Source organism: Vibrio sinaloensis (assembly GCF_000808535.1).
Taxonomy (GTDB): domain Bacteria; phylum Pseudomonadota; class Gammaproteobacteria; order Enterobacterales; family Vibrionaceae; genus Vibrio; species Vibrio sinaloensis_D.
In genome coordinates this window covers 27045-47815 of the sequence record NZ_JWLV01000005.1, presented here as the reverse complement: position 1 = coordinate 47815, position 20771 = coordinate 27045, and the positions used below count along the sequence as shown (strand labels likewise).

Annotated in this window: 15 protein-coding genes and 5 tRNA genes; 12 read left to right on the top strand and 8 right to left on the bottom strand. The window is 47.2% G+C overall.

The window, feature by feature from the left end:
• Positions 1–9: 9 nt before the first annotated feature.
• Positions 10–1116, bottom strand: a complete 1107-nt coding sequence (locus RJ47_RS04450) for an efflux RND transporter periplasmic adaptor subunit (RefSeq protein ID WP_039481853.1) — start codon at positions 1114–1116, stop codon at positions 10–12.
• Positions 1117–1134: 18 nt separating this feature from the next.
• A complete protein-coding gene (locus tag RJ47_RS04445) occupies positions 1135–1716 on the bottom strand; it encodes a TetR/AcrR family transcriptional regulator (RefSeq protein ID WP_038139803.1) in 582 nt (193 codons plus the stop codon).
• 199 nt (positions 1717–1915) lie between these two features.
• Here RJ47_RS04445 and rep point away from each other — a divergent pair, with 199 nt between their 5' ends.
• Positions 1916–3934 (top strand): DNA helicase Rep, encoded by a 2019-nt coding sequence (gene rep / locus RJ47_RS04440; protein ID WP_038139802.1) that lies wholly within the window; start codon positions 1916–1918, stop codon positions 3932–3934.
• A gap of 69 nt (positions 3935–4003) precedes the next feature.
• On the opposite strand, the gene RJ47_RS04435 is transcribed toward rep, so the two are convergent.
• Complete coding sequence (locus RJ47_RS04435; protein ID WP_005474391.1) at positions 4004–4417, bottom strand: c-type cytochrome; 414 nt, start codon at positions 4415–4417, stop codon at positions 4004–4006.
• A gap of 313 nt (positions 4418–4730) precedes the next feature.
• Here RJ47_RS04435 and RJ47_RS04430 point away from each other — a divergent pair.
• From RJ47_RS04430 to RJ47_RS04380, 11 genes are all read left to right on the top strand, one after another.
• Positions 4731–4807 (top strand) — tRNA-Arg (locus RJ47_RS04430).
• A 33-nt stretch (positions 4808–4840) separates the two neighbouring features.
• A tRNA-His gene (locus RJ47_RS04425) sits at positions 4841–4916 on the top strand.
• A 71-nt stretch (positions 4917–4987) separates the two neighbouring features.
• Positions 4988–5064 (top strand) — tRNA-Pro (locus RJ47_RS04420).
• Between the two features lie 46 nt (positions 5065–5110).
• Positions 5111–5186, top strand: a tRNA-His gene (locus RJ47_RS04415).
• 53 nt (positions 5187–5239) lie between these two features.
• A tRNA-Pro gene (locus RJ47_RS04410) sits at positions 5240–5316 on the top strand.
• 981 nt (positions 5317–6297) lie between these two features.
• Positions 6298–8013 (top strand): dipeptide ABC transporter ATP-binding protein, encoded by a 1716-nt coding sequence (locus RJ47_RS04405; protein WP_038139801.1) that lies wholly within the window; start codon positions 6298–6300, stop codon positions 8011–8013.
• 90 nt (positions 8014–8103) lie between these two features.
• Complete coding sequence (locus RJ47_RS04400; protein WP_038139800.1) at positions 8104–9657, top strand: ABC transporter substrate-binding protein; 1554 nt, start codon at positions 8104–8106, stop codon at positions 9655–9657.
• Positions 9658–9847: 190 nt separating this feature from the next.
• Entirely contained in the window at positions 9848–10825 is a 978-nt protein-coding gene (locus RJ47_RS04395; protein WP_005475081.1) for an ABC transporter permease, read from the top strand.
• A gap of 2 nt (positions 10826–10827) precedes the next feature.
• Positions 10828–11766: an ABC transporter permease gene (locus RJ47_RS04390; protein ID WP_005475087.1), complete on the top strand. Its 939-nt coding sequence runs from the start codon at positions 10828–10830 to the stop codon at positions 11764–11766.
• A 158-nt stretch (positions 11767–11924) separates the two neighbouring features.
• Positions 11925–12878 carry an SPOR domain-containing protein gene (locus tag RJ47_RS04385; RefSeq protein ID WP_072036315.1) on the top strand — a complete coding sequence of 318 codons (954 nt, stop codon included), beginning with the start codon at positions 11925–11927 and terminating at the stop codon, positions 12876–12878.
• Positions 12879–13027: 149 nt separating this feature from the next.
• Positions 13028–14278: an NADH:ubiquinone reductase (Na(+)-transporting) subunit B gene (locus RJ47_RS04380; protein ID WP_039481847.1), complete on the top strand. Its 1251-nt coding sequence runs from the start codon at positions 13028–13030 to the stop codon at positions 14276–14278.
• Positions 14279–14313: 35 nt separating this feature from the next.
• Here RJ47_RS04380 and RJ47_RS04375 read toward each other — a convergent pair whose 3' ends face one another.
• The 5 genes from RJ47_RS04375 to RJ47_RS04355 form a co-directional block, all read right to left on the bottom strand.
• On the bottom strand, positions 14314–14586 hold the full coding sequence (locus RJ47_RS04375) for a DUF6482 family protein (protein ID WP_223300427.1): 273 nt from the start codon (positions 14584–14586) through the stop codon (positions 14314–14316).
• A 104-nt stretch (positions 14587–14690) separates the two neighbouring features.
• Positions 14691–17000: a hypothetical protein gene (locus RJ47_RS04370; RefSeq protein WP_039481844.1), complete on the bottom strand. Its 2310-nt coding sequence runs from the start codon at positions 16998–17000 to the stop codon at positions 14691–14693.
• 191 nt (positions 17001–17191) lie between these two features.
• A complete protein-coding gene (locus RJ47_RS04365; protein ID WP_039481840.1) occupies positions 17192–18748 on the bottom strand; it encodes a hypothetical protein in 1557 nt (518 codons plus the stop codon).
• The gene (locus tag RJ47_RS04360; protein ID WP_005475111.1) at positions 18745–19320 is read right to left on the bottom strand and encodes an ECF-type sigma factor; all 576 of its coding nucleotides are present in this window, start codon (positions 19318–19320) and stop codon (positions 18745–18747) included. The genes RJ47_RS04365 and RJ47_RS04360 overlap by 4 nt, the downstream gene beginning before the upstream one ends.
• On the bottom strand, positions 19320–20771 hold the full coding sequence (locus tag RJ47_RS04355; RefSeq protein WP_039481838.1) for a hypothetical protein: 1452 nt from the start codon (positions 20769–20771) through the stop codon (positions 19320–19322). The genes RJ47_RS04360 and RJ47_RS04355 overlap by 1 nt, the downstream gene beginning before the upstream one ends.

Genomic DNA, 20771 nt, shown 5'->3' with positions numbered 1-20771 from the left:
AGCCTCCAATTACAGCATTGGTGTTTCAGCTGGTGGAGTAGTTGCATCGCTTTCTACTACACGAACTTTTGCGTGGTTGCTTAGACGAACTTGGCCTGAAGTAACAACAACGTCACCTGGCTTAACGCCCTCTAGAATGTGTGCGATATCTTGAGTTCGTTCGCCCACTTTCACTACTTGTTGTGTTACCCGTTTTTCGCCATCTTTCTCAGAGACAATGTAGACATTGTCACCGTACAGCGTGAACGTGATAGCCGTTTGTGGCAGCGTGACCTGATTTTCCAATTTAGGTAGGATGATGTTGGCACGAGCGAACATACCGCTACGAAGTTTACCGTCGCTGTTTGGAATATCTGCTTGAACTTGGATCAGACCGCTTTGAATATCAACGGCAGGTTCAATCGCCGAAATTGACCCTTTAAAGGCGATTTCTGGGTAAGCGTCAACGAAGATATCCACCTCTTGCTCTAGGCTGATGCGAGAGATATCGGTTTGAGGAACTGTGAAACGAAGGCGCATCACGCTGGTGTCTTCTAGGCGAACGATATCGGTACCCGATTGAAGGTACTGACCAAGATACACATTACGGATACCAACCACGCCTGCGAACGGCGCTTTGATTTCACGGCGATCGATCGCCGCTTTTAGGCTCTCAATATCAGCTTGAAGTGAGAAGTAGTTAGCTTCCGCTTCGTCATACGCTTCTTTAGAGATAGAGCCTTTCTTGTACAGACCTTGATAGCGCTTGTATTTCGCTTCTGCAGCAGGCAGTTTCGCTTGAGCACTCTTCAAGTTTGCTTTCTCAACAGCAGAGTCCAGCAGCACCAAAGGTTGGCCTTCTTCCACCTGAGTACCGGAGTCAAACGAAATCTTGTCGATGACGCCGCTTGTTTCGTTGGCAACCGTAACCCCTTGGTTAGGTTCGATGAAACCGATCGCTTCAATGACAGGAACCCAATCAACAGGCTGAACGTCTGTTACTGTAACAGGGAACTCAGGCTCAGGGCGATTTGCCATGTAGTCAGCAACCATCTGCTGCTTATAGAGGTTGACACCTATCACACTGCCAAACAGCAGTATTGCGATAATCAACATGAAGAAAGTCCACTTTTTCATTCTTACTAGAACTCCAAGTTAGTGATTAATGATTGCATCCCAACTGGCTTCGATCGCGGCATCTAACGCGTCGTCGTTCAGTTGGTAAAATCCCAAAGCATGTTTTCGAGCCAGTGCAACACTGGCTTCAAAACTCAGCCCTGACAAAATTTCGTTATCGAGTGGTTTAAAGACCCCTTGCTCTTTACCTTCAACAAACATCCGCTCGACTTGAGAAAACATCTCGCGCTCGAGTTTTCTTGTTGTGTGCTTGTTTGCACAGGGTAAAGACTCATATTGAGCGCGATTGCTGATGGTATCAATGTTTGAAGCGGCTAAATTCCAAATATTGATCCACATTTTGCGGTAGCGCTCTTTTAAAGGCATGTCATCACTGACGCCAGCTTGTACAGCGTCAGCAATGCGTTTTGAAACCATTAAACGTACTTCATCAAGGAGGTGCTCCTTATCTGAGAAATAACGGTAGATTGTACCCGCGGCCACACCTGCCTCATTGGCGAGCTTTTGCATTGAGAGCCCTTGAAAACCAGACACTGCAATCAGCTTTTCCGCCGCGTGAAGGATTTGTTCGCGTTTATCTACCTGGGTGTTATTAGACATGATTTACACCACAATGAATGAACGTTCATTCATTATAGCCTCAAAACTATACGGTTGTGCAATAAAGTATTTTAATTAATCAGATAAATTTATTTTAATTAAGAAAATAGGGTGTCTAAGTTTGGTTTACGATTAACCATAGCAATCGTTCTATGGCACCATTATTATATGCGCCACATTTTTCACCTTTGAGACACTTATGAAGCTGAATCCAAGACAAGACGAAGCCGTCAAATATGTATCAGGACCATGCCTTGTTCTGGCTGGCGCTGGTTCAGGTAAAACACGTGTGATTACCAATAAGATTGCCTACTTGGTTCAGCAGTGTGGCTACAAGGCGAGAAATATTGCGGCAGTCACCTTTACCAACAAAGCGGCTCGCGAGATGAAAGAGCGAGTAGGGCAAACGCTGGGTAAGAATGAATCCAAAGGCTTAATGGTATCGACATTTCATACCTTGGGTCTCAACATCATCAAGCGAGAGTACAAATCGCTCGGGCTAAAATCGGGCTTTTCGCTGTTCGATGATCAAGACCAACTTGCGCTACTTAAAGAGTTGACCGAACAACAATTGGATGGCGATAAAGATCTCCTGCGCCAACTGTTAAGCTGCATCTCCAACTGGAAAAATGACATGCTTACGCCTGACCAAGCAAAAGCGCAGGCTAAAGGTGAGCAACAGCAACTGTTTGCTTTCTGCTTCGAGATGTACCAAAAGCAGATGAAAGCGTACAACGCGCTCGATTTTGATGACTTAATTTCACTGCCTGTGTTGCTGCTGAAAACCAATGAAGAAGTACGTCAGCGTTGGCAAAATCGAATTCGCTATTTGCTGGTGGACGAGTATCAAGATACCAACACCAGCCAATATGATTTGGTGAAATTGATTGTCGGCGAACGTGGCCGCCTGACCGTGGTAGGCGATGATGATCAATCTATCTATTCATGGCGAGGTGCGAAGCCGCAAAACCTAGTGCTGTTAGGGCAAGATTACCCTAACTTACGCCTCATCAAGTTGGAGCAAAACTATCGCTCAACCAGTCGTATTTTGCGCGCGGCGAATATTTTGATCGCCAACAACCCACACGTGTATGAAAAATCACTGTTCTCAGAAATCCCCGACGGCGAAAAACTCAAAGTTCTGTTGGCGAAAAACGAAGAGCATGAAGCGGAGCGGGTAACGGGGGAACTGATTGCCCATAAGTTCCTCAATCGAACCGACTACAAAGATTACGCGATTTTGTATCGTGGCAACCATCAGTCACGCTTGATTGAAAAATCACTGATGCAAAACCGAGTGCCGTACAAGCTCTCTGGTGGAACCTCCTTCTTCGCTCGAGCGGAAATCAAAGACATCATGGCGTACTTGCGTGTGCTCGTGAACCCAGATGATGACAACGCTTTCTTGCGCATTGTGAACACACCACGCCGTGAGATTGGCCCAGTGACATTAGAAAAGCTTGGTAGCTACGCCAATATGCGCGGCAAGAGTTTATTCGAAGCGAGTTTCGAGATGGGGCTTGAGCAAACTTTGTCGGGCCGCGGGTTGGAGAACTTGCGCCGCTTTACGGCTTGGTTAGTGAAGATTGCTGATCAAGCAGAGCGCGGTGACACAGTCGAAGCGGTGCGTTCTTTGGTTCGAGATATCAACTACGAAGATTGGTTGTATGAAACCTCTGCGAGTCCGAAAGCGGCAGAGATGCGCATGAAGAACGTTTCTGACCTGTATTCTTGGATCGTTGCAGACCTTGAAGGGGATAACTATGACCAAGAAGAGAAAACCATTAAGGAAGTGGTTCAGCGCTTAACTTTACGTGACATGATGGAACGTGGTGAAGAAGACGAAGACAGCGATGCGGTGCAGTTAATGACACTGCATGCGTCGAAAGGTTTGGAGTTTCCTTACGTCTACTTAATTGGTTCAGAAGAGGGCATCTTGCCGCACCAAACCAGCATTGATGAAGACAATGTTGAAGAAGAGCGTCGTTTAATGTACGTGGGTATTACGCGTGCGCAGCGTGAGCTAACTTTCACCATGTGTAAAGAACGCCGCCAGTTTGGGGAGTTGATTAAGCCAAGCCAAAGTCGCTTCCTTGATGAATTACCATTTGATGATGTCGAGTGGGAAGTGAATAAGAAGCCACAAACTCAAGAAGAGCGAATGGCAAAAGGGCAGGCACACATTGCGAATCTAAAAGCGATGTTTAATAAAAGCTAGCGATAAGTAAGACAAACAAAAAGGGCTTGGTATAAATACCAAGCCCTTCTTCTATATTAGGTTTGAGTCTTAAAGACCTTTAATCATATGATCAATTGCAGCGATGATTTCGTCATCTGAACAATCCATACATGAACCCTTGGCCGGCATCGCATTGAAACCGTTGATAGCATGGTTGTTGAGTACATCGCGGCCCTGTGCGATACGTGGTGCCCAATCACCTGCGTCACCTGTCTTAGGTGCTCCGCTAACGCCTGACGCATGACACGCAATACAGAAAGTGCCGTAGACCGTTGCGCCATCACGTGGGCCAGTGGGTTCTGCTTTAACAGGTTCTGCACCCGCAAGGTAAACATCACCGACAGGTGCAATGCGCTCAGCAATTGCGTCGTATTCTTCTTGGCTTACGTTAGCTGCGAAAGAGGCGCTAGAAAAAGTAACTGCAGCGACCAAAGCGGTTAAGATTTTTCGAGACATATCCATTAAACTCACTTTACATTCCTGAAGGTAAGTTCGTGCTTACCCATTATTAGAGTGTGATTATGACCAACAGTGTTTAACTTTTCGTAGAAAGAAAAGCATTGGCTGTTAAATCAATGTAAATAATGGGTGATTATATCCTGTTAACTTGTTGCAATAAACAGCAAGTTACCCCCTTGTAATCAGTTATCTAATGGGAAATAGGGGTTTATCACACTTTAATTGTTGAAAAAGGCGCCAAACGATAAAAAAAGTTGAAAAAGTACTAGACGCCCTAGTGTGATATACGTATTATTCCACTCCGCCGATGGGGCATGCGCCCGTAGCTCAGTTGGATAGAGCGTTGGCCTCCGGAGCCAAAGGTCGAAGGTTCGAATCCTTTCGGGCGTGCCAATCGCCTAAAGGTTTATCGGTGAAAAATCAGTGGTGGCTATAGCTCAGTTGGTAGAGCCCTGGATTGTGATTCCAGTTGTCGCGGGTTCAAGTCCCGTTAGCCACCCCATTTACCTTTTCTTATAAAGGTAGATTCGGTAGCTTAGCTCCCTTTCTCAATACGTTGAGATAAAACATTGTCGGTGAATAGCGCAGCTTGGTAGCGCATCTGGTTTGGGACCAGAGGGTCGGGGGTTCGAATCCCTCTTCACCGACCACTATTTCGTTTAACGCTGATTTAGCGGTAAACTCAAAAAGTTAGCGGTGGCTATAGCTCAGTTGGTAGAGCCCTGGATTGTGATTCCAGTTGTCGCGGGTTCAAGTCCCGTTAGCCACCCCATTATTTAGGTAACTTCGGTTTCCTGTTCCGATAAATTGGAACAAAACACAAGTCGGTGAATAGCGCAGCTTGGTAGCGCATCTGGTTTGGGACCAGAGGGTCGGGGGTTCGAATCCCTCTTCACCGACCACTATTGAAGCCCTAGTCGAAAGACTAGGGCTTTTTGCTGTTTGTAATATAGTCGATTCGAACTCAAAGCGGGGTTCGTCTGATGTTCAAGGAATGTCTCTTCACCGGCCACTATTAGGAAAGCCGTAGCAGAAATGCTAGGGCTTTTTTCTATTTGCATTTAGTCGATTCGAACTCAAAGCGGGGTTCGTCTGATGTTCAAGGAATGTCTCTTCACCGATCACTATTTGAAAAGCCGTAGCAGAAATGCTAGGGCTTTTTGCTATTTGTAATATAGTCGATTCGAACCCAGAGCGGGGTTCGCCTGATGTTTAGAATATGTCTCTTCACCGACCACTATTGAAGCTCTAGGCTGGCTGGCCGCAACGAAAGATTAGGGCTTTTTGCGTCCGCTCAAGTCCAACTAAATCGCCTTATCTGACCATGCTAAAAGCATCGGTTTACCCCTCGCACCACCTTCTCATACTTAAGCATTAACGATGATCTAGTCGTGCGTTGATGTACATGATTGGAGGTAGTGGTTGTCACCAAACAAGTTCGCTATGGCTTTATTTAAATTTGGAATAATTCGTTACATTTGGTTTTATTGACTAACTTTGTCTCTATTTATAGTTTTATGTTTTATTTTTGTTAATCATAGTCTAGTGGGGTTCTTTGAATTAGTATTCATTTTTTAAACTTGGGTTGAAATGAGAAAAGAACTTAATAAATAACGCTGAGTAAGTATTTTAGAGGGCTGGAGGCGTTTTTCCATCAGGTCCGATCAACGAATCGTTTTGTTGTTGTGCATATTTATTTTGTTATGCTGCTTGTTTTTTGTTCGATTTCAACTTTTTATACTACCTTTGTTGCTTTTCTGTGAATTTTTTGCCAAATTGATGACCTTATAAATTGTCAGGATGTCATACCGATTTTCCCTGACTCGAATGGATTCAATTTTCAGACAGGGCAGAAAGCTGCCGAAGCAGTAGAGGTCTGGTTAATGTCACTTTTAGAAGTAAAAAATCTTCGCATCGAGTACCCATCACGTCATGGTGTGCATGCGGCTGTTAAGTCACTGTCGTTCAATATTGAGCGCGGTGAAATTGTGGGTGTTGTTGGGGAATCTGGCGCGGGTAAGTCTACCGTCGGTAATGCCGTGATTGACCTTCTCAGCCCTCCAGGCCGCATCGCAAGTGGTGATGTCTATCTTGACGGCGAGCTCATCTCAGGTCTTTCACCAGAACAAATGCGTTCTGTCCGTGGCTCAAAAATCGGCTTTATTTTCCAAGACCCGATGACTTCGCTAAACCCTCTATTCACTGTCGAACAACAACTGAAAGAAACCATCCATGCCAATATGAAGGTGTCGGATGAAGAGGCTTACAAGCGCGCGCTTTCTTTAATGCAGCAAGTGGGTATTCCACAACCTGAAAACCGTTTAAAACAATACCCTCACCAATTTTCTGGCGGCATGCGTCAGCGTGTGGTTATTGCGATTGCACTGGCTGGCGAGCCTGATCTTATCATCGCTGATGAACCGACCACGGCACTTGATGTTTCCATCCAAGATCAGATTTTGAGTCTGATTCGCGACCTATGTATCAAGAACAATGTGGGTTGTATGTTGGTAACCCACGATATGGGGGTAGTGTCGAATGTGACGGATCGCGTGGCGGTTATGTACCGTGGTGATTTAGTCGAATTTGGCCCAACAGCGAAGGTGCTCGGCAACCCAGATCATTCTTATACTCGCAGTCTTATTTCAGCAGTGCCGCGTTCAGATATGAAGCTAGATCGCTTCCCACTGGTTAGCTACATCGAAGAAGCACACGAGATGGAGCCGCTCGATGTTAAAAATCACTGGTTAGGGCAGAGCCAAGATCACCGTGAATACACCGGCTCTTTGCTGAATGTCGAGAACGTAAACCTACGCTTTGTCACCAAAGACTCGTTGTTTGAGAGCCGCCGTGAATACGTGCAGGCATCGAACAATGTTAGTTTTGAAGTCTTTGAGGGTGAAACGTTTGGTCTTGTTGGAGAGTCGGGTTCTGGTAAGTCGACCATTGCACGAGTGATCGCCGGTTTGTACGAACCAAACTCGGGCAAAGTGACGTTTGAAGGGATCGATCTGACGTCGTTAACATCTGAGAAAGAGCGTCGACCACTTCGTCGCCAGATGCAGATGGTGTTCCAAAACCCGTATACCTCGATGAACCCGCGAATGAAAATCTTCGATATCATCGCTGAGCCTATTCGTTTCCATAAGCTGACTAACAGTGAGGCGGAAACCAGACAGATCGTTAATGATCTCCTTGATCACGTCGGCTTGGGCCAGATGGCGGGAGTGAAATATCCGCACGAATTCTCTGGCGGTCAAAGACAGCGTATTTCTATTGCTCGTGCTTTGGCGACCCGTCCTCGTTTGCTGATTTGTGATGAGCCAACGTCAGCTTTGGACGTTTCAGTACAAGCGCAAATCCTCAACCTGTTGAAAGACTTACAAGATGAGTTGAACCTCACCATGCTGTTCATTAGTCACGACTTGCCTGTCATTCGTCAGATGTGTGACCGTGTTGGCGTGATGCAAATGGGGACACTACTGGAAGTCGCGCCTACTGAGCAATTGTTCAACTCGCCTCAGCATGAGTACAGCAAGCAACTGATTTCTTTAATGCCAGAATTTACTGGCTTAAGAGAAGAAGTAAAAACGGCTTAAGCCGTGACCCTTCCGCCTTTCAATACAGGCGGACAAAACAGAAGCACACACAACAACTAGGGATAGAAATCCCGCATAAGGAGTTATGCAATGAAAACCATGAAAAGCAAACTGGTAGTGGCTTTAATGGCAGCTGGCCTTAGCTTTGGTGCAGCCGCTGCAGATATTACCGTCGCTTATGATGCAGACCCAGTATCACTGGATCCACATGAGCAGCTATCTGGTGGCACACTGCAAATGTCTCACATGGTATTTGATCCACTTATTCGCTTTAACCAGAAAATGGAATTTGAACCTCGTTTGGCTGAGTCTTGGGAGCGTATTGACGGCGAAACCATGCACTTCAACATTCGCCAAGGCGTGAAGTTCCATTCCGGTAACATGCTGACGGCTGACGACGTTGTTTGGACATTCGATCGTTTGAAAAACTCACCAGACTTTAAAGGTATTTTTGGCCCAATCAAGTCAATTACCAAAGCGGGTGACTACAAAGTAGAGATCAAAACGGATGGCGTTTACCCACTTGTCGAAAACGTCATGACTTACCTATTCCCAATGGATAGCAAGTTCTACTCAGGGAAAACGGATGATGGCAAAGACAAAGCAGAGTTGGTGAAGCACGGTAACTCGTTCGCATCAACCAACGTTTCTGGTACAGGTCCATTTGTGATCACTCAGCGTGAACAGGGCGTTAAAGTGACGTTCGAGCGTTTTGATGATTACTGGGACAATGCGTCTGGCGGTAACGTTGATAAGCTGACTCTAGTACCAATCAAAGAAGACGCGACTCGTGTTGCAGCGCTACTTTCTGGTGATGTAGACATGATCGCACCGGTTGCACCAAACGACTACAATCGTATTGAAAAAGCAAAAGATGTTGATCTGTACACCATGCCTGGTACGCGTGTTATTACGTTCCAAATGAACCAAAACAGCAACCCAGCACTGAAAGATGTACGAGTTCGTCAGGCGATTGTGTATGCCATCAACAACGAAGGCATCACTAAGAAAGTCATGAAGGGCGCGGCAACGGCTGCGGGTCAGCAAAGCCCAGTTGGTTTCGTTGGTCACAACCCAGATCTAAAACCTCGCTACGATCTGAAGAAAGCGAAGCAGCTAATGAAAGAAGCGGGTTACGAGAAAGGTTTCACGCTAACGATGATGGCGCCAAACAACCGTTACGTGAACGATGACAAAATCGCTCAAGCATCGGCGGCTATGCTATCTAAGATCGGTATCAAGGTTGACTTGAAGACCATGCCTAAAGCGCAATACTGGCCTGAGTTCGACAAGTGTGCGGCGGATATGCTGATGATCGGTTGGCACCCAGATACAGAAGATTCAGGTAACTTCACTGAGTTCCTAGCGATGACGCGTAATGCTGAAACGGGTAAAGGCCAATACAACTGTGGTCACTACTCAAACGCAGAAGTCGACAAGTTGATCGAAGAGACCAACAAGATGACTGACCTAGAGAAACGCAGTGCAGCACTGAAGAAAGTTGAAGAGATTCTTTACAATGAAGCGGCGTTTGTCCCTCTACATTGGCAAGATCCATCATGGGCAGCGAAAGGTAACGTTGAGATTGGTCCAATCATCAACGGTATGAACTTCCCATACTTCGGTGACCTAGTTGTTAAGTAAACCCTAGTGAACTAGACCAAGTACTCGCAGAGTGCTTGGTCATTTTTTGGTGCTTAGCTCTGTTTCAGTCGGGTTAGGTGCCATTTTTAAGACTGAAAGTTGCGACCGATTTCGCGGCGAGTTTGGTAATACCAACCGGTGAAAGAGAAAGTCGCAGACTGAAATCTATGGAAAGTTAAAGGGGCAAGGAATGTTTTCGTTTCTGGTCAAGCGCCTGTTTCAGGCACTGATAGTGATGTTTGTGATCAGTTTAGTGGCGTTTGCCATTCAGGATAACCTCGGAGACCCGCTGCGTGAGCTTGTTGGTCAATCGGTTTCAGAGTCAGAGCGCCAAGCTCTGCGTGACGAACTCGGTCTGAATGATCCCTTCATTACAAAATACACTCGCTTTGTCGGCAATGCCCTACAAGGTGACTTAGGCACATCGTACTTCTTCAAACGCCCAGCGGTTGAAGTGATTCTTGATAAATTGGTTGCGACACTCGAGTTAGTCTTTGGCGCGACACTGATCATCATAGTCTGTTCGATTCCACTTGGCGTCTACTCGGCCATCCATCCAAAAAGTATCTTCACCAAAATCGTGATGGCGGGCAGCAGTATCGGTATCTCTATCCCGGTGTTCTTAACCGCGATCATGCTGATGTATGTCTTTTCGATTGAGCTTGGCTGGCTGCCGTCTTATGGACGTGGCGAGACCGCGAATGTGCTCGGTTGGGAGTCCGGCTACTTTACATTAGATGGATTAGCACACCTTGTTCTGCCATGTATCGCACTGGCGTCCATCATGTTGCCACTGTTTATTCGCTTGGTCCGTTCAGAAATGCTGGAAGTGCTCAGCTCTGAGTACATCAAGTTTGGTAAGGCGAAAGGACTGGCACTGAACAAGATCTATTACCAACACGCTTTGAAAAATACCATGCTGCCAGTGTTGACGGTGGGTGGCGTGCAAATCGGTACCATGGTGGCTTACACCATTTTGACTGAAACCGTTTTCCAGTGGCCTGGAACTGGCTTCCTTTTCCTAGAAGCAATCAACCGTGTTGATACTCCGCTTATCACGGCATACGTCATTTTTGTTGGGCTAATTTTCGTGGTGACCAACACCATAGTTGACTTGTTGTACGGCATCATCAACCCGACGGTTAATCTAACTGGTAAAGGAGCGTAATCATGACTCAATTAGCTGCAGCTCCTTCTCGCTGGGAGCGATTCAAGCAATCGGATTTCTTGTACTACTTTAAGCGCGATAAAGTCGCTATGGCGAGCTTTACCGTGTTTATGATGTTCTTGGTGATGGCCTTGGCTGCGCCGGTTATCTCTCCAACCGACCCTTATGATTTGTCGTCGATTGACATCATGGACTCGGAGCTTCCTCCTTCTTGGATGGAAGATGGCGATGAACGCTTCCTGCTGGGTACTGACGAACAAGGACGCGACATTTTTTCGACGATTCTGTATGGCTCTCGCCTGTCGTTGACGATCGGTTTTCTTGCCGTTGGTCTTCAACTGATTCTAGGTATCGTTATCGGCTTATCAGCGGGTTACTTTGGCGGTCGTATTGATAGCTTCTTGATGCGTTTTGCCGATGTTCAGTTGTCGTTTTCGACCATGATGGTGGCGATTATCGTATCAGCCATCTTTAAAGCCAGCTTTGGTAGTGACTTTTACAGCCAATACGCGGTAGTGATGCTGGTGGTGATTATCGGTGTCGCTGAGTGGCCGCAATACGCCCGTACCATACGCGCTTCCGTGTTGGCAGAGAAGAAGAAAGAGTATGTCGAAGCAGCGCGCGTCATGGGCTTTAAAGCGCCGCGTATTATGTTCCGCCATATCCTACCAAACTGTCTGTCACCGATCTTGGTTATCTCAACGGTACAGGTTGCTAACGCGATCATGTCAGAAGCGGCACTCTCTTTCCTAGGTTTGGGTCTGCCGGTAGATCAGCCTTCGTTGGGTGCATTAATCAGTATTGGTTTTAACTACATCTTCTCTGGTGCTTGGTGGATCACGGCGTTTCCTGGCATTGTGTTGGTGACGCTAGTGTTGGTGATTAACCTTCTGGGTGACTGGCTACGTGATGTATTTAACCCGAAAATCTACAAAGGTTGATCTAACCCTTAGATTTTCATATAAAAACCTCACTAAACTAAGAGTCGTAACGTGTTACGGCTCTTTTTTTGCATTATTTTTAGTCTCAGCGATGAGTCGTCAATAATGTCACACTATCCAAAGGCTTGGATCAGAATTAGAAGGTTGGAATGTAGAGTATGGATATGAGGATGGCAGTAAAGCCAAAACGACCTTTTGTGAAACTGTTGAGCTTTGCACTGTTAACGGTGCCGGTGTTTTCTTCGTCTGTGTATGCGCAAGAATTTCTCTGTGATGCCATTCAGGAATCAGCGACCGAGTTGCCTCAGTTGGATCAAGCTTGCCCAATCGGCAAAGGGCTTTGGGGAAAGCAGAAACCTAAAGGTCAATCGTCCCAGTTTTGGATCCAATGTGGCGTTTACAGTAAGCCACTCTCGCTTGATAAAGCCAAAAACCTCTACAAACACATCTCAAAAGACGTCTGGCTGAAACCAGAAGGTAAGACTTATCGTTGCCTACTTGGCCCTTATAAGCAGTTTTCAGTGGCCAGCTCGGAGCTTAAGCAAGTCCAAAAGGAGCCAGGATACAAAGAAGCGTTTATCCGTGAAATTGTCAGGGGCGCACCTGCGAAACCTCTCAAATCTGAGTCTAAATCTAATCCCCAAAAAGCCCCGAGTAAGCCGGCACCAGTCGCCACGCCTAAACCAAAACCAGAAGTTGCTCGCGCCGCAACCGTGTTACCTGCCGTGGTCGCTCCGAGTGTCGATATGGCAAAGTCCTCACCAAAGAAAAAACTAGAGACTGAGGTTTCGGTTCGCTTAGCGACAACGATTAATGGGGTTGAGTATCAAGTTCCTTACCTCATGTTCAGCGATGACCAGTTCTACATGGAACACGATTTGCCTTGGAATCGTATGAGTTACGAAAGAGCGTACAAAACCTGTTACCGACAGGGGATGCGTTTAGCGAGTGCGGATGAGTGGCAAGCATTGCTTGATTCTGGTGTGATGGCGAAAGACAAATGGCCAATGCACTTACCTTATTGGGGCGCTCAGAAAACAGGTTTATTCTACAGCGGCAAGGTCAACCAACTGAAAGGCAGCTCACTGCTTAATGTGATGTGCGTGAAGTAACCTCTAACCTTATCCTAGCTCCGTTTAGTGACGGAGCTGTTCTCTTCTTTTCTTCTGCTTAAAAAATACACGAAATTACCACTCAACTTGTGCCAATTGGTTTCGAACAACGTAAGAAGCTACAGCTCAAGTAAAGAGAGGTAGTTGTGATGAGTCTTAAAGACCGTTTAGAGCGGTGGGAGCCGCATTTTGAAGCTGGGGGAAAGTTTCAGCGTTTCTATCCTTTGTATGAGGCCGCCGCGACCATTTTTTATACGCCTGGGACGGTGAATAAAGGTCAAACCCATGTCCGAGATAGTATCGATCTAAAACGCATTATGATCATGGTGTGGTTGGCGACCTTTCCTGTCATGTTTTGGGGGATGTACAACACTGGTCATCAGGCTGTTAGTGCCTTACTTGCCACCTATTCACAATCGGAGCTTGTTGCCTTAATCGAGCAAAGTTGGCGGTTGAGCTGGGTATTTGGCTCTCCACAAGCCATGGTCGACAGCCATTGGTCGACGCAAATGTGGCTGGGCGCCAGCTATTTCTTACCCGTCTATATGACGGTGTTTATTGTTGGTGCATTTTGGGAAGTACTGTTTGCTGTTGTTCGCAAACACGAAATTAATGAAGGTTTTTTTGTTAGCTCGGTCCTGTTTTCATTAACCTTGCCACCGACCATTCCGCTCTGGCAAGCAGCGCTTGGGATCACTTTTGGTATTGTGGTGGCGAAAGAAATATTTGGCGGAACGGGGCGAAATTTCCTTAACCCTGCGCTGGCTGGTCGTGCTTTTCTCTATTTTGCATACCCAGCAAACATGTCTGGTGGTGCGGTGTGGGTTGCCGCGGATGGGTACACGGGCGCTACGCCGCTCAGCCAGTGGTATGAGGCAGGTGGAGACGGCTTAATCAATAACATCAGTGGTGATGCGATATCTTGGACCGACGCGTTTATTGGCAACATGCCGGGCTCGATGGGTGAAGTCTCAACCTTGCTGATTGCCTTGAGTGGCTTAGCGTTGATCGCAATGCGTATTGCGTCATGGCGGATTGTCGCTGGTGTGTTTTTGGGTGCGCTACTCACATCGACGCTTTTGAATCTTATTGGTTCAGACACGAACCCGATGTTCTCAATGCCGTTCTATTGGCATCTGGTGTTAGGCGGCTTAGCATTTGGCGCCTTTTTCATGGCCACCGACCCTGTCTCGGCTGCGTTTACAAATAAAGGTAAGTGGGCGTATGGCTTGTTGATTGGTGTAATGACGATTGGTATTCGTGTGCTTAACCCTGCCTACCCAGAGGGGATCATGCTCGCGATACTGTTCGCCAACTTGTTTGCTCCGCTGTTTGACCATTTAGTCAAAGAAGGCAACATAAAGCGGCGACGCAATCGGGCGATCAAACGCCAAGCATAAAGAAAGGCCACCTTAACTGGGGTGGCCTCAAACATTTAGTGCCAGCATAAATCAATCTCGAGTGGGGGAGAGTTACCATCATCTTCACCGCACATTTCATCGTAGGCGTTGTTGTGAATTAGAGTGGCAGATGAAAATGAGTCGTCCCGAAAGTGGTGCCTGACTTGTTCCAAGCTGAGAAACTTGAGAGGGTGCTGTTTTTCGTCTCTGATTAGGTGTTTTTGCTGGTTCTCAACTCGGTAAGCTAAGTAAATACCGCCTTCAAATGACTCGATAAGCAAATTCATAACAAGCTCCTTTGTGTGAATGCTAGTGTTTGTTACGAAGGCTGGCGGCAGAAGTTCAAATGTATGTGAGAGCGAAAAAGCCCCGCAGTCGCGGGGCTTATAGTGAGTATTGATAGGCGCTTGATTTAGTCGTAAGCACTATCACCGACATACTGAATGTTCATATTGAAGGAAGGTACTTGATCAGTAAGGCCCATTAGGTGGATACGATAAGTACTTGGGTTGCTAAACTCATTGCTGTAGTCAAAGTCTAAGCTTACGTATTCCTTACCGTCTTCAGTTTGTGTCCAGCAATTGAAGCCTTCATTAAAGCTTGCGCGTTGATCACCAAAGAAGCCGCCATCAAACGAGTTTTGCATATCTGAACAAGTGATATCACCATTTGGGTTATCAATGAATAGATCGGCATCAGCAATCCCGTCATTTCCGCCATCTTCTTCGTTACGCATTTGGGGGGTGATGTACAGCTCGACGTAATCTCCATTAATGAAGAGTGTGGTTAATTGAGCAGTATTTTCCCATGAACCTGTCGAGAGAGTACTTAGTCGACCTTCTGCATCCGCTTTGTTCGTCAGCGCTTCAAATGCGGAGTAGTAGTCATCATCACCAGTGTCTAGCTCGACACTGTTTACAATGTAGCGCGTGTTGTCACCCAATGCTGAAGTATGCGCAATCTCTAGCGTCATCGGATCATAATGGTCTTCGACAATGGTGATCACGTCCCCTTCAATGGTGTAGGTTGCGCTTGCGCTTTCCGCCACAGGTGCACAGCTCTTGGTGACATCGCCAGTATAAGACTCACTGCCGAAGTAGACTTTACCGTTTTCCAAATAGAAGGTTTCACAGTAATTTAGCTGAACCTCATCGTCGCCTTCTGGTGTTTCGATAAAGTACAACGTTTTACCTTCCAATGGATGTAATGGACTTGGAGGTGGTGTTGCTGCTTGCTGAACGTCCGGTAGCTCGAGTTTCACAGTGGTCGACAAGCCAAGCTCGTCTGTTGCAGTCAGTTTGATGGTGTAGTCGGTGTCATCGTCTTCTGCAGAGCGAACAGGTTTACCTTGAACGCCAATCTTCCCAGCGTCCATGTTGTCGAAGATAAGGCCGTTAGTTGTCGCGTTTGAAGAGAAGGTTAAGGTTAGATTGTCGCCAATAAATAGGTTGGTGAAGTCAACGGTGTAACCTTCACCCAGATCTTTACCTTCGATCAGTTCCCAAAGGTCAACACCGTCCTGAAGGCCTGCTAGAGCGTCGTCTGAGTAGGTAGGTTTTGTGACATCGCCTTCATCCACTTCTAACGTGAAGTAAGCAGCTGTGTCATTGGTATCGTCTGAGTTACCGATCGTCACGATGATTTCAAATTCACCCGCCTTGGTAATCTTGTCACTTGGGCTAACACCAATGTTGAGTTTGTTGTTGTCGTAGTCATATACCGCTTTGATATTGCTGCCCGTAAGTGCGGAGCCATCAACCTTAATTAAGCCAAGATCGATCTCTTCAACGTCTTTATCTTCAAATAACCCTTTCAGGTCCAATTGAACAAGATAGTTGCTCGCACCTTGCATGCCTAATTCGAGTTCGACATCATCTAGTGCTTCTTGCACAGCGTCGTAGACATCGTCGTTGACGGTGGTTTTATAGCTTGGGTTTTCAATCTCACCTGATGGAATTTCCGTGACGTTGCCGTCAGTATCGACTGGGACAACGGGCTTGAAGCTGTCTTCATCAAGCAGTTCAGGTTTGCTCTGTGCGATGGCTTCAACGGCTTTGTCCGCTTCTTTAGCAATTGCTGTGGCAGCATCGTGGTAGGTGCTTGGGTTTGCGGCTTTTGTTTCAGTTAGAATTTGCGCAGTTTTGTGCAGCTTTGAGTCAGCTTTCGCCCCTTCCACGTAGTCTGAGTAGAGGTCGATGTCACCCGATGCGTCACCTGTAAGTGCTTGGGCAACCGCGGCTTCCGCCTGTTCGATGGTTTTGCCCTTGCTTACCTCAATGGCGACAAGATCGGTGATAGGAGAGATCACGTTTGAGGAATTTGGCGCGCGGAACACCAGTTCATGCTCCATTGGTTGGCCTGGTAGGTCCATATCAACCGTGTAAATGCCAGCGTACTTCTCTGAGTCAATCGCGATCAGTTTACCTTGCGCTGTGCCACCCGGTGTCAGGGTTTGAATCGCCAACGTGCCTTCAGGCTTGGTCTCGCCAACATCCAACTGGCCTTTGCTGTTTGTCAGACCCAAGAAGCTATCGGTGCTTGGCTCCCAGCTGCCATTTTGGTTGTTATCGATAAACACCACGGCATTTTTAAAGTAACCATCAAAGCCTGTAAGTACCACGCCTTGACGTGCAACGTTATCATCGCCACTGCCACCCGAACCGCCGCCACAGCCGGTAAGTGCGATTGCCACTGATGTTGCCAGTAAACTGATCTTTTTCATTCTGAATTGTTCCTTGCTTGGTTAAGCTGCTTGTTTGTACTCAGCGAACCAAGTTCTAAGCCAAAAGTTTAGTTCGCTGATAAATTAGTCACTTTTTATAATCTCTACTTAATAAACTCAAGACACGAAAAGCAGAGCAAAAACCGTAATTTAATTTAGGTTTATTTACTCAATTTTTGGCAGAAGGGGAGCTAAGGGGTTGAACGATAAATCATATTGATTTTAAGTTCTTCTAACCGTTCAGCGTACTGCGGATAAGGCCTGAGAATATAGCTGTATATTTCCCCTTCCGCGAACTTGTCGTACGGCGTGTAAGCGCCATCAAAGGCGATAGAGATTCGGCCTGTCACACTATTACTTTGAAACTCAACGCACTCCACATTGTGGTCTGGAATGGTGCGGTCAGACGATGAAATGATGTCGATACCATACTCACCTAGACCACCCACCACATCCATTTGATACCACTTAGCAATTTGAGCGCAGCTTAGGTTGTGCTGTGGTGCGACGAGATTCAGATCCGAGTCGACGGTTTCACTGTTTGGCCCCACCACCTGATGGCCGTAATCATAAAGATAATTACCCACCTCAATGGGCAGGTATTGGTCATCCGGAAGTGGCAGTAGGTAGTCAAATTTGGTCAATTGAAACTGCTTTTGCCCCGTTACCGCTGTGATCCTTCTTTCCATTTCTGCGCGTGATTTTTGCATTGTGTAGCTTTCAAATTGGCGACCATTGTCAACGGCCACCAAATAGTTGCTTACCTCTGGTGATACGTTGGATGAGTACTGATGTTTGAGTGTCCATATTTGGTCCGCATCAAGACTGGAAAGTTGGCTAGCCATGATGAGCTTGTCTCCGTCGAGGTAATAACTGCCAATTTTCTGTAGCTGAGACTCTGTCGGGCATGACGTTTTATTGGTTGATGCCGCAAAGTAGACCTCTTGCTGAGTGAACTGAAACGCTTGGCAGTAAACCACTTCGTAGAGGGTAAATTGCCCATTCAACTCATGGGTCGTTTCAAGTCGATAGAGGATATCGCCTTCTAGCGGATGTTGAGCATGGGCCAAACGATCATGCAGTGGCAGGGCAAACCGTGCGCTTATCCAGTTCTCTTCAAACTGAGCACTCTCTCGGGCGGAGATTGTCAGTGATGGATTGGACGTAGAGGAAGGGGTGCCACTGATGGTGAGTATCGGACCTCCGCTCAGATTCATCCCCGCGAGGTTCAAGGAGATGCGAGTGGCAAGCAGATCGTTGTCTGGGTCATCAAACAAGTTACTGATATTGAGCTTCAGCTGGGCAGGCTCCCCCACAGTAAGCGGCCATTGATTGATAAGAGTGAGAAGCCGTTGGTACTCCTCTTCGACGATAAATGGGGGCGAGTTTTCACGGCTTGCCATGTGAACTTGCGTGTCGCGAGTAATCAGAGTGCTAGTGGTTGGCTCGACGGACTCCTCGAGTGGCAATTGCTCGTCTTGACGCTCTGCCTGTGGCGCTTTCGCTGGTTTGTCCGGTGGCGTACTTTCCGATGCCGCGCTAGGGCTAGGCTGCTTAACCACTTCAACGGCGCGTGGTCCTTTCACTTGGTCTGTTGCCGTGGCCGAAGGAGTGGGCGTTAGGGTTAACACTTGGCGGCGAGGTTTGATTTCGTCAGGGGCAGTGTGTGTACTCACTTGAAGGGGGAACACACACCAGCCAATGAATGCGCCAAGCGTGACAATCGCGGCGGTAACGCGTTTTTTCATGACAGTGTCATTCTCGCCTGTAGCCAACTGCGAGAGAACTTAAGGTCCTTTTCTATCAGGCTATTACTGCACTCAAGCAGTTGGCTAATTTCTTGGTTTTTTAGTCCCATCAGATATTTGAGCTTGAGCGCATTGGATTGCCTCGGATAGCGGACGCTGAAACTGTCTAACGCGCGGTCAAGGATAAACAGTTGCTCGAATTTATGCTGTTGGCAGTCTTGCTCTTCAGCTTGCTGCTGACGCTTTTGTGCTTGATGCGCCCGCGAGTTATCGATCAATATCTGACGCATAATCTTCGCGGCCATCAGGTAGAACTCGCGTTGAGATTGTACGTCGCTGAGGTCGGCGGTCGACATCTTCAAGTAGGCTTCATGGATCAACGCGGTAGTGCTGTTGACACTATCAGCGAGCACTTGGTTTTCATCGCCATATTTTTCTGCGCTGCGTGCACGCTCTTGCTGAGCAATTTTCCTCAACTGCAAATACGCAAATTGATAGAGTTTGTTTTCTGCCTGTTTGTCACCCGCTTGCCACAGTTGGATGATTTCAGTCAGTGAATGTTTGGTCGTCACTAAATGGTCTCCTGCACTTTTACAAATTCAGAGATGGAGTAGGTGTCTAGCTGTTCATCACCTTGCGCACTGCGAGTGAGATTTTGTTGGTAGCGATACAGAACACCTTTGTCCCACGATTTTCCAGCGGGTAGATATTCCCACGTGGTGTAAAGAGGCTTTGGTTGTTTGGGTTGATACCAGCGGACAATTAAATTGAGCTGTTCGATTGATGCGGTTGGTGACTCCGGCGAGACCCACCACATATCGCCATAGGCATGAGTGACATCCTCTGCGTAGTCGCGTGCCTGTGTTGGGCATTGACCGTCAATGAGCTTGCTTTGCTTGATACGACTCTGTTCGATTAGAAGGCAGGTTTCTTGAAGCTCACCTTTGTGGTAGGTGGTTTGTTGCCATACGCCTTGATAGTCGATTTGGGTATATTGGTGTTTCGGGTAGGTAAACCACAGCATCTCACCTTTATTCGGTCGAGTGACCTTGTCGGTTTGTCCAAGACCTTGAGATTTCTCCATCAATAGCTGAGTGGTCGGGTCGAAATTGATTGCCAACGAGCGGTATTTCCAATCCCCTTCGTCATTGAAGTCATCAATGGCAAAGCCATTCAGGTCATTGCGAGTACAGCCCCGGTTCGCGCAATGGAAGGTGCCAAAGTCATCAGGATAGTGTTCGATGGGGGTAGTGATCGTGTGCTTGCGTTCACTTGGCTGAAGCTGACAGCCATTGAAGTGGTCACCAAGGCTCGGGTATTCGATCACCGAGTCGGCGGTGATGCGATAGGTTAAGCTGCCAATCGGCGGGCGATAGTGAGGGTGGTTTTTGAGTCTCACATCATAGGCACATAAGCGGCCATTACCGTCACGCTGTTTGACGATAACGTTTTGCAGTTCGAGGTTAAGTGGCTCAAACACAATCTCCTCTGACTGAAAATGGTCACGAATGTAGACATTGCTCTCGTTGAGGTGCTCGACAGCGTCGCTGACAGACGCGGGCTGTGATTGGGTGAGCCGTTGTAAGTCGGCCTCTACCAACTGGTTTAAATCTAGTGTTCTTAGGTTGTCTTGAAACTCACGATTGCTGAGCTGCGAATCAAGCAGCAGAATCTCTTTACGATTCTCCGGCGTGCTGTCTAACGAGAGCAGCAGTCGGGTGATATTGATACTGCGACTGGGCTTGGTTGATATGGATGTCGGTGTTATGACTTCTTGAGCCGACACGGTAGAGAGCAAGTAACGGCGGTTGTTGTCACCAAGATAGAAACTGATCACATCACCGGGGCGATACTGGAACGCGCCTTTCTCGGTGTGTCCAGAGAGCTGCGAGCTAGTTTGGTAGTGCAAGCCCGTCACAGGCGCATCGATAAAGAACCCTGTTTGAATGTTGTCAGATTGGGCAAGGCTCATCGCTGACACACTCATTAGCAATACGCTGGTTAAAAGTGTTGAGGTGCGCAT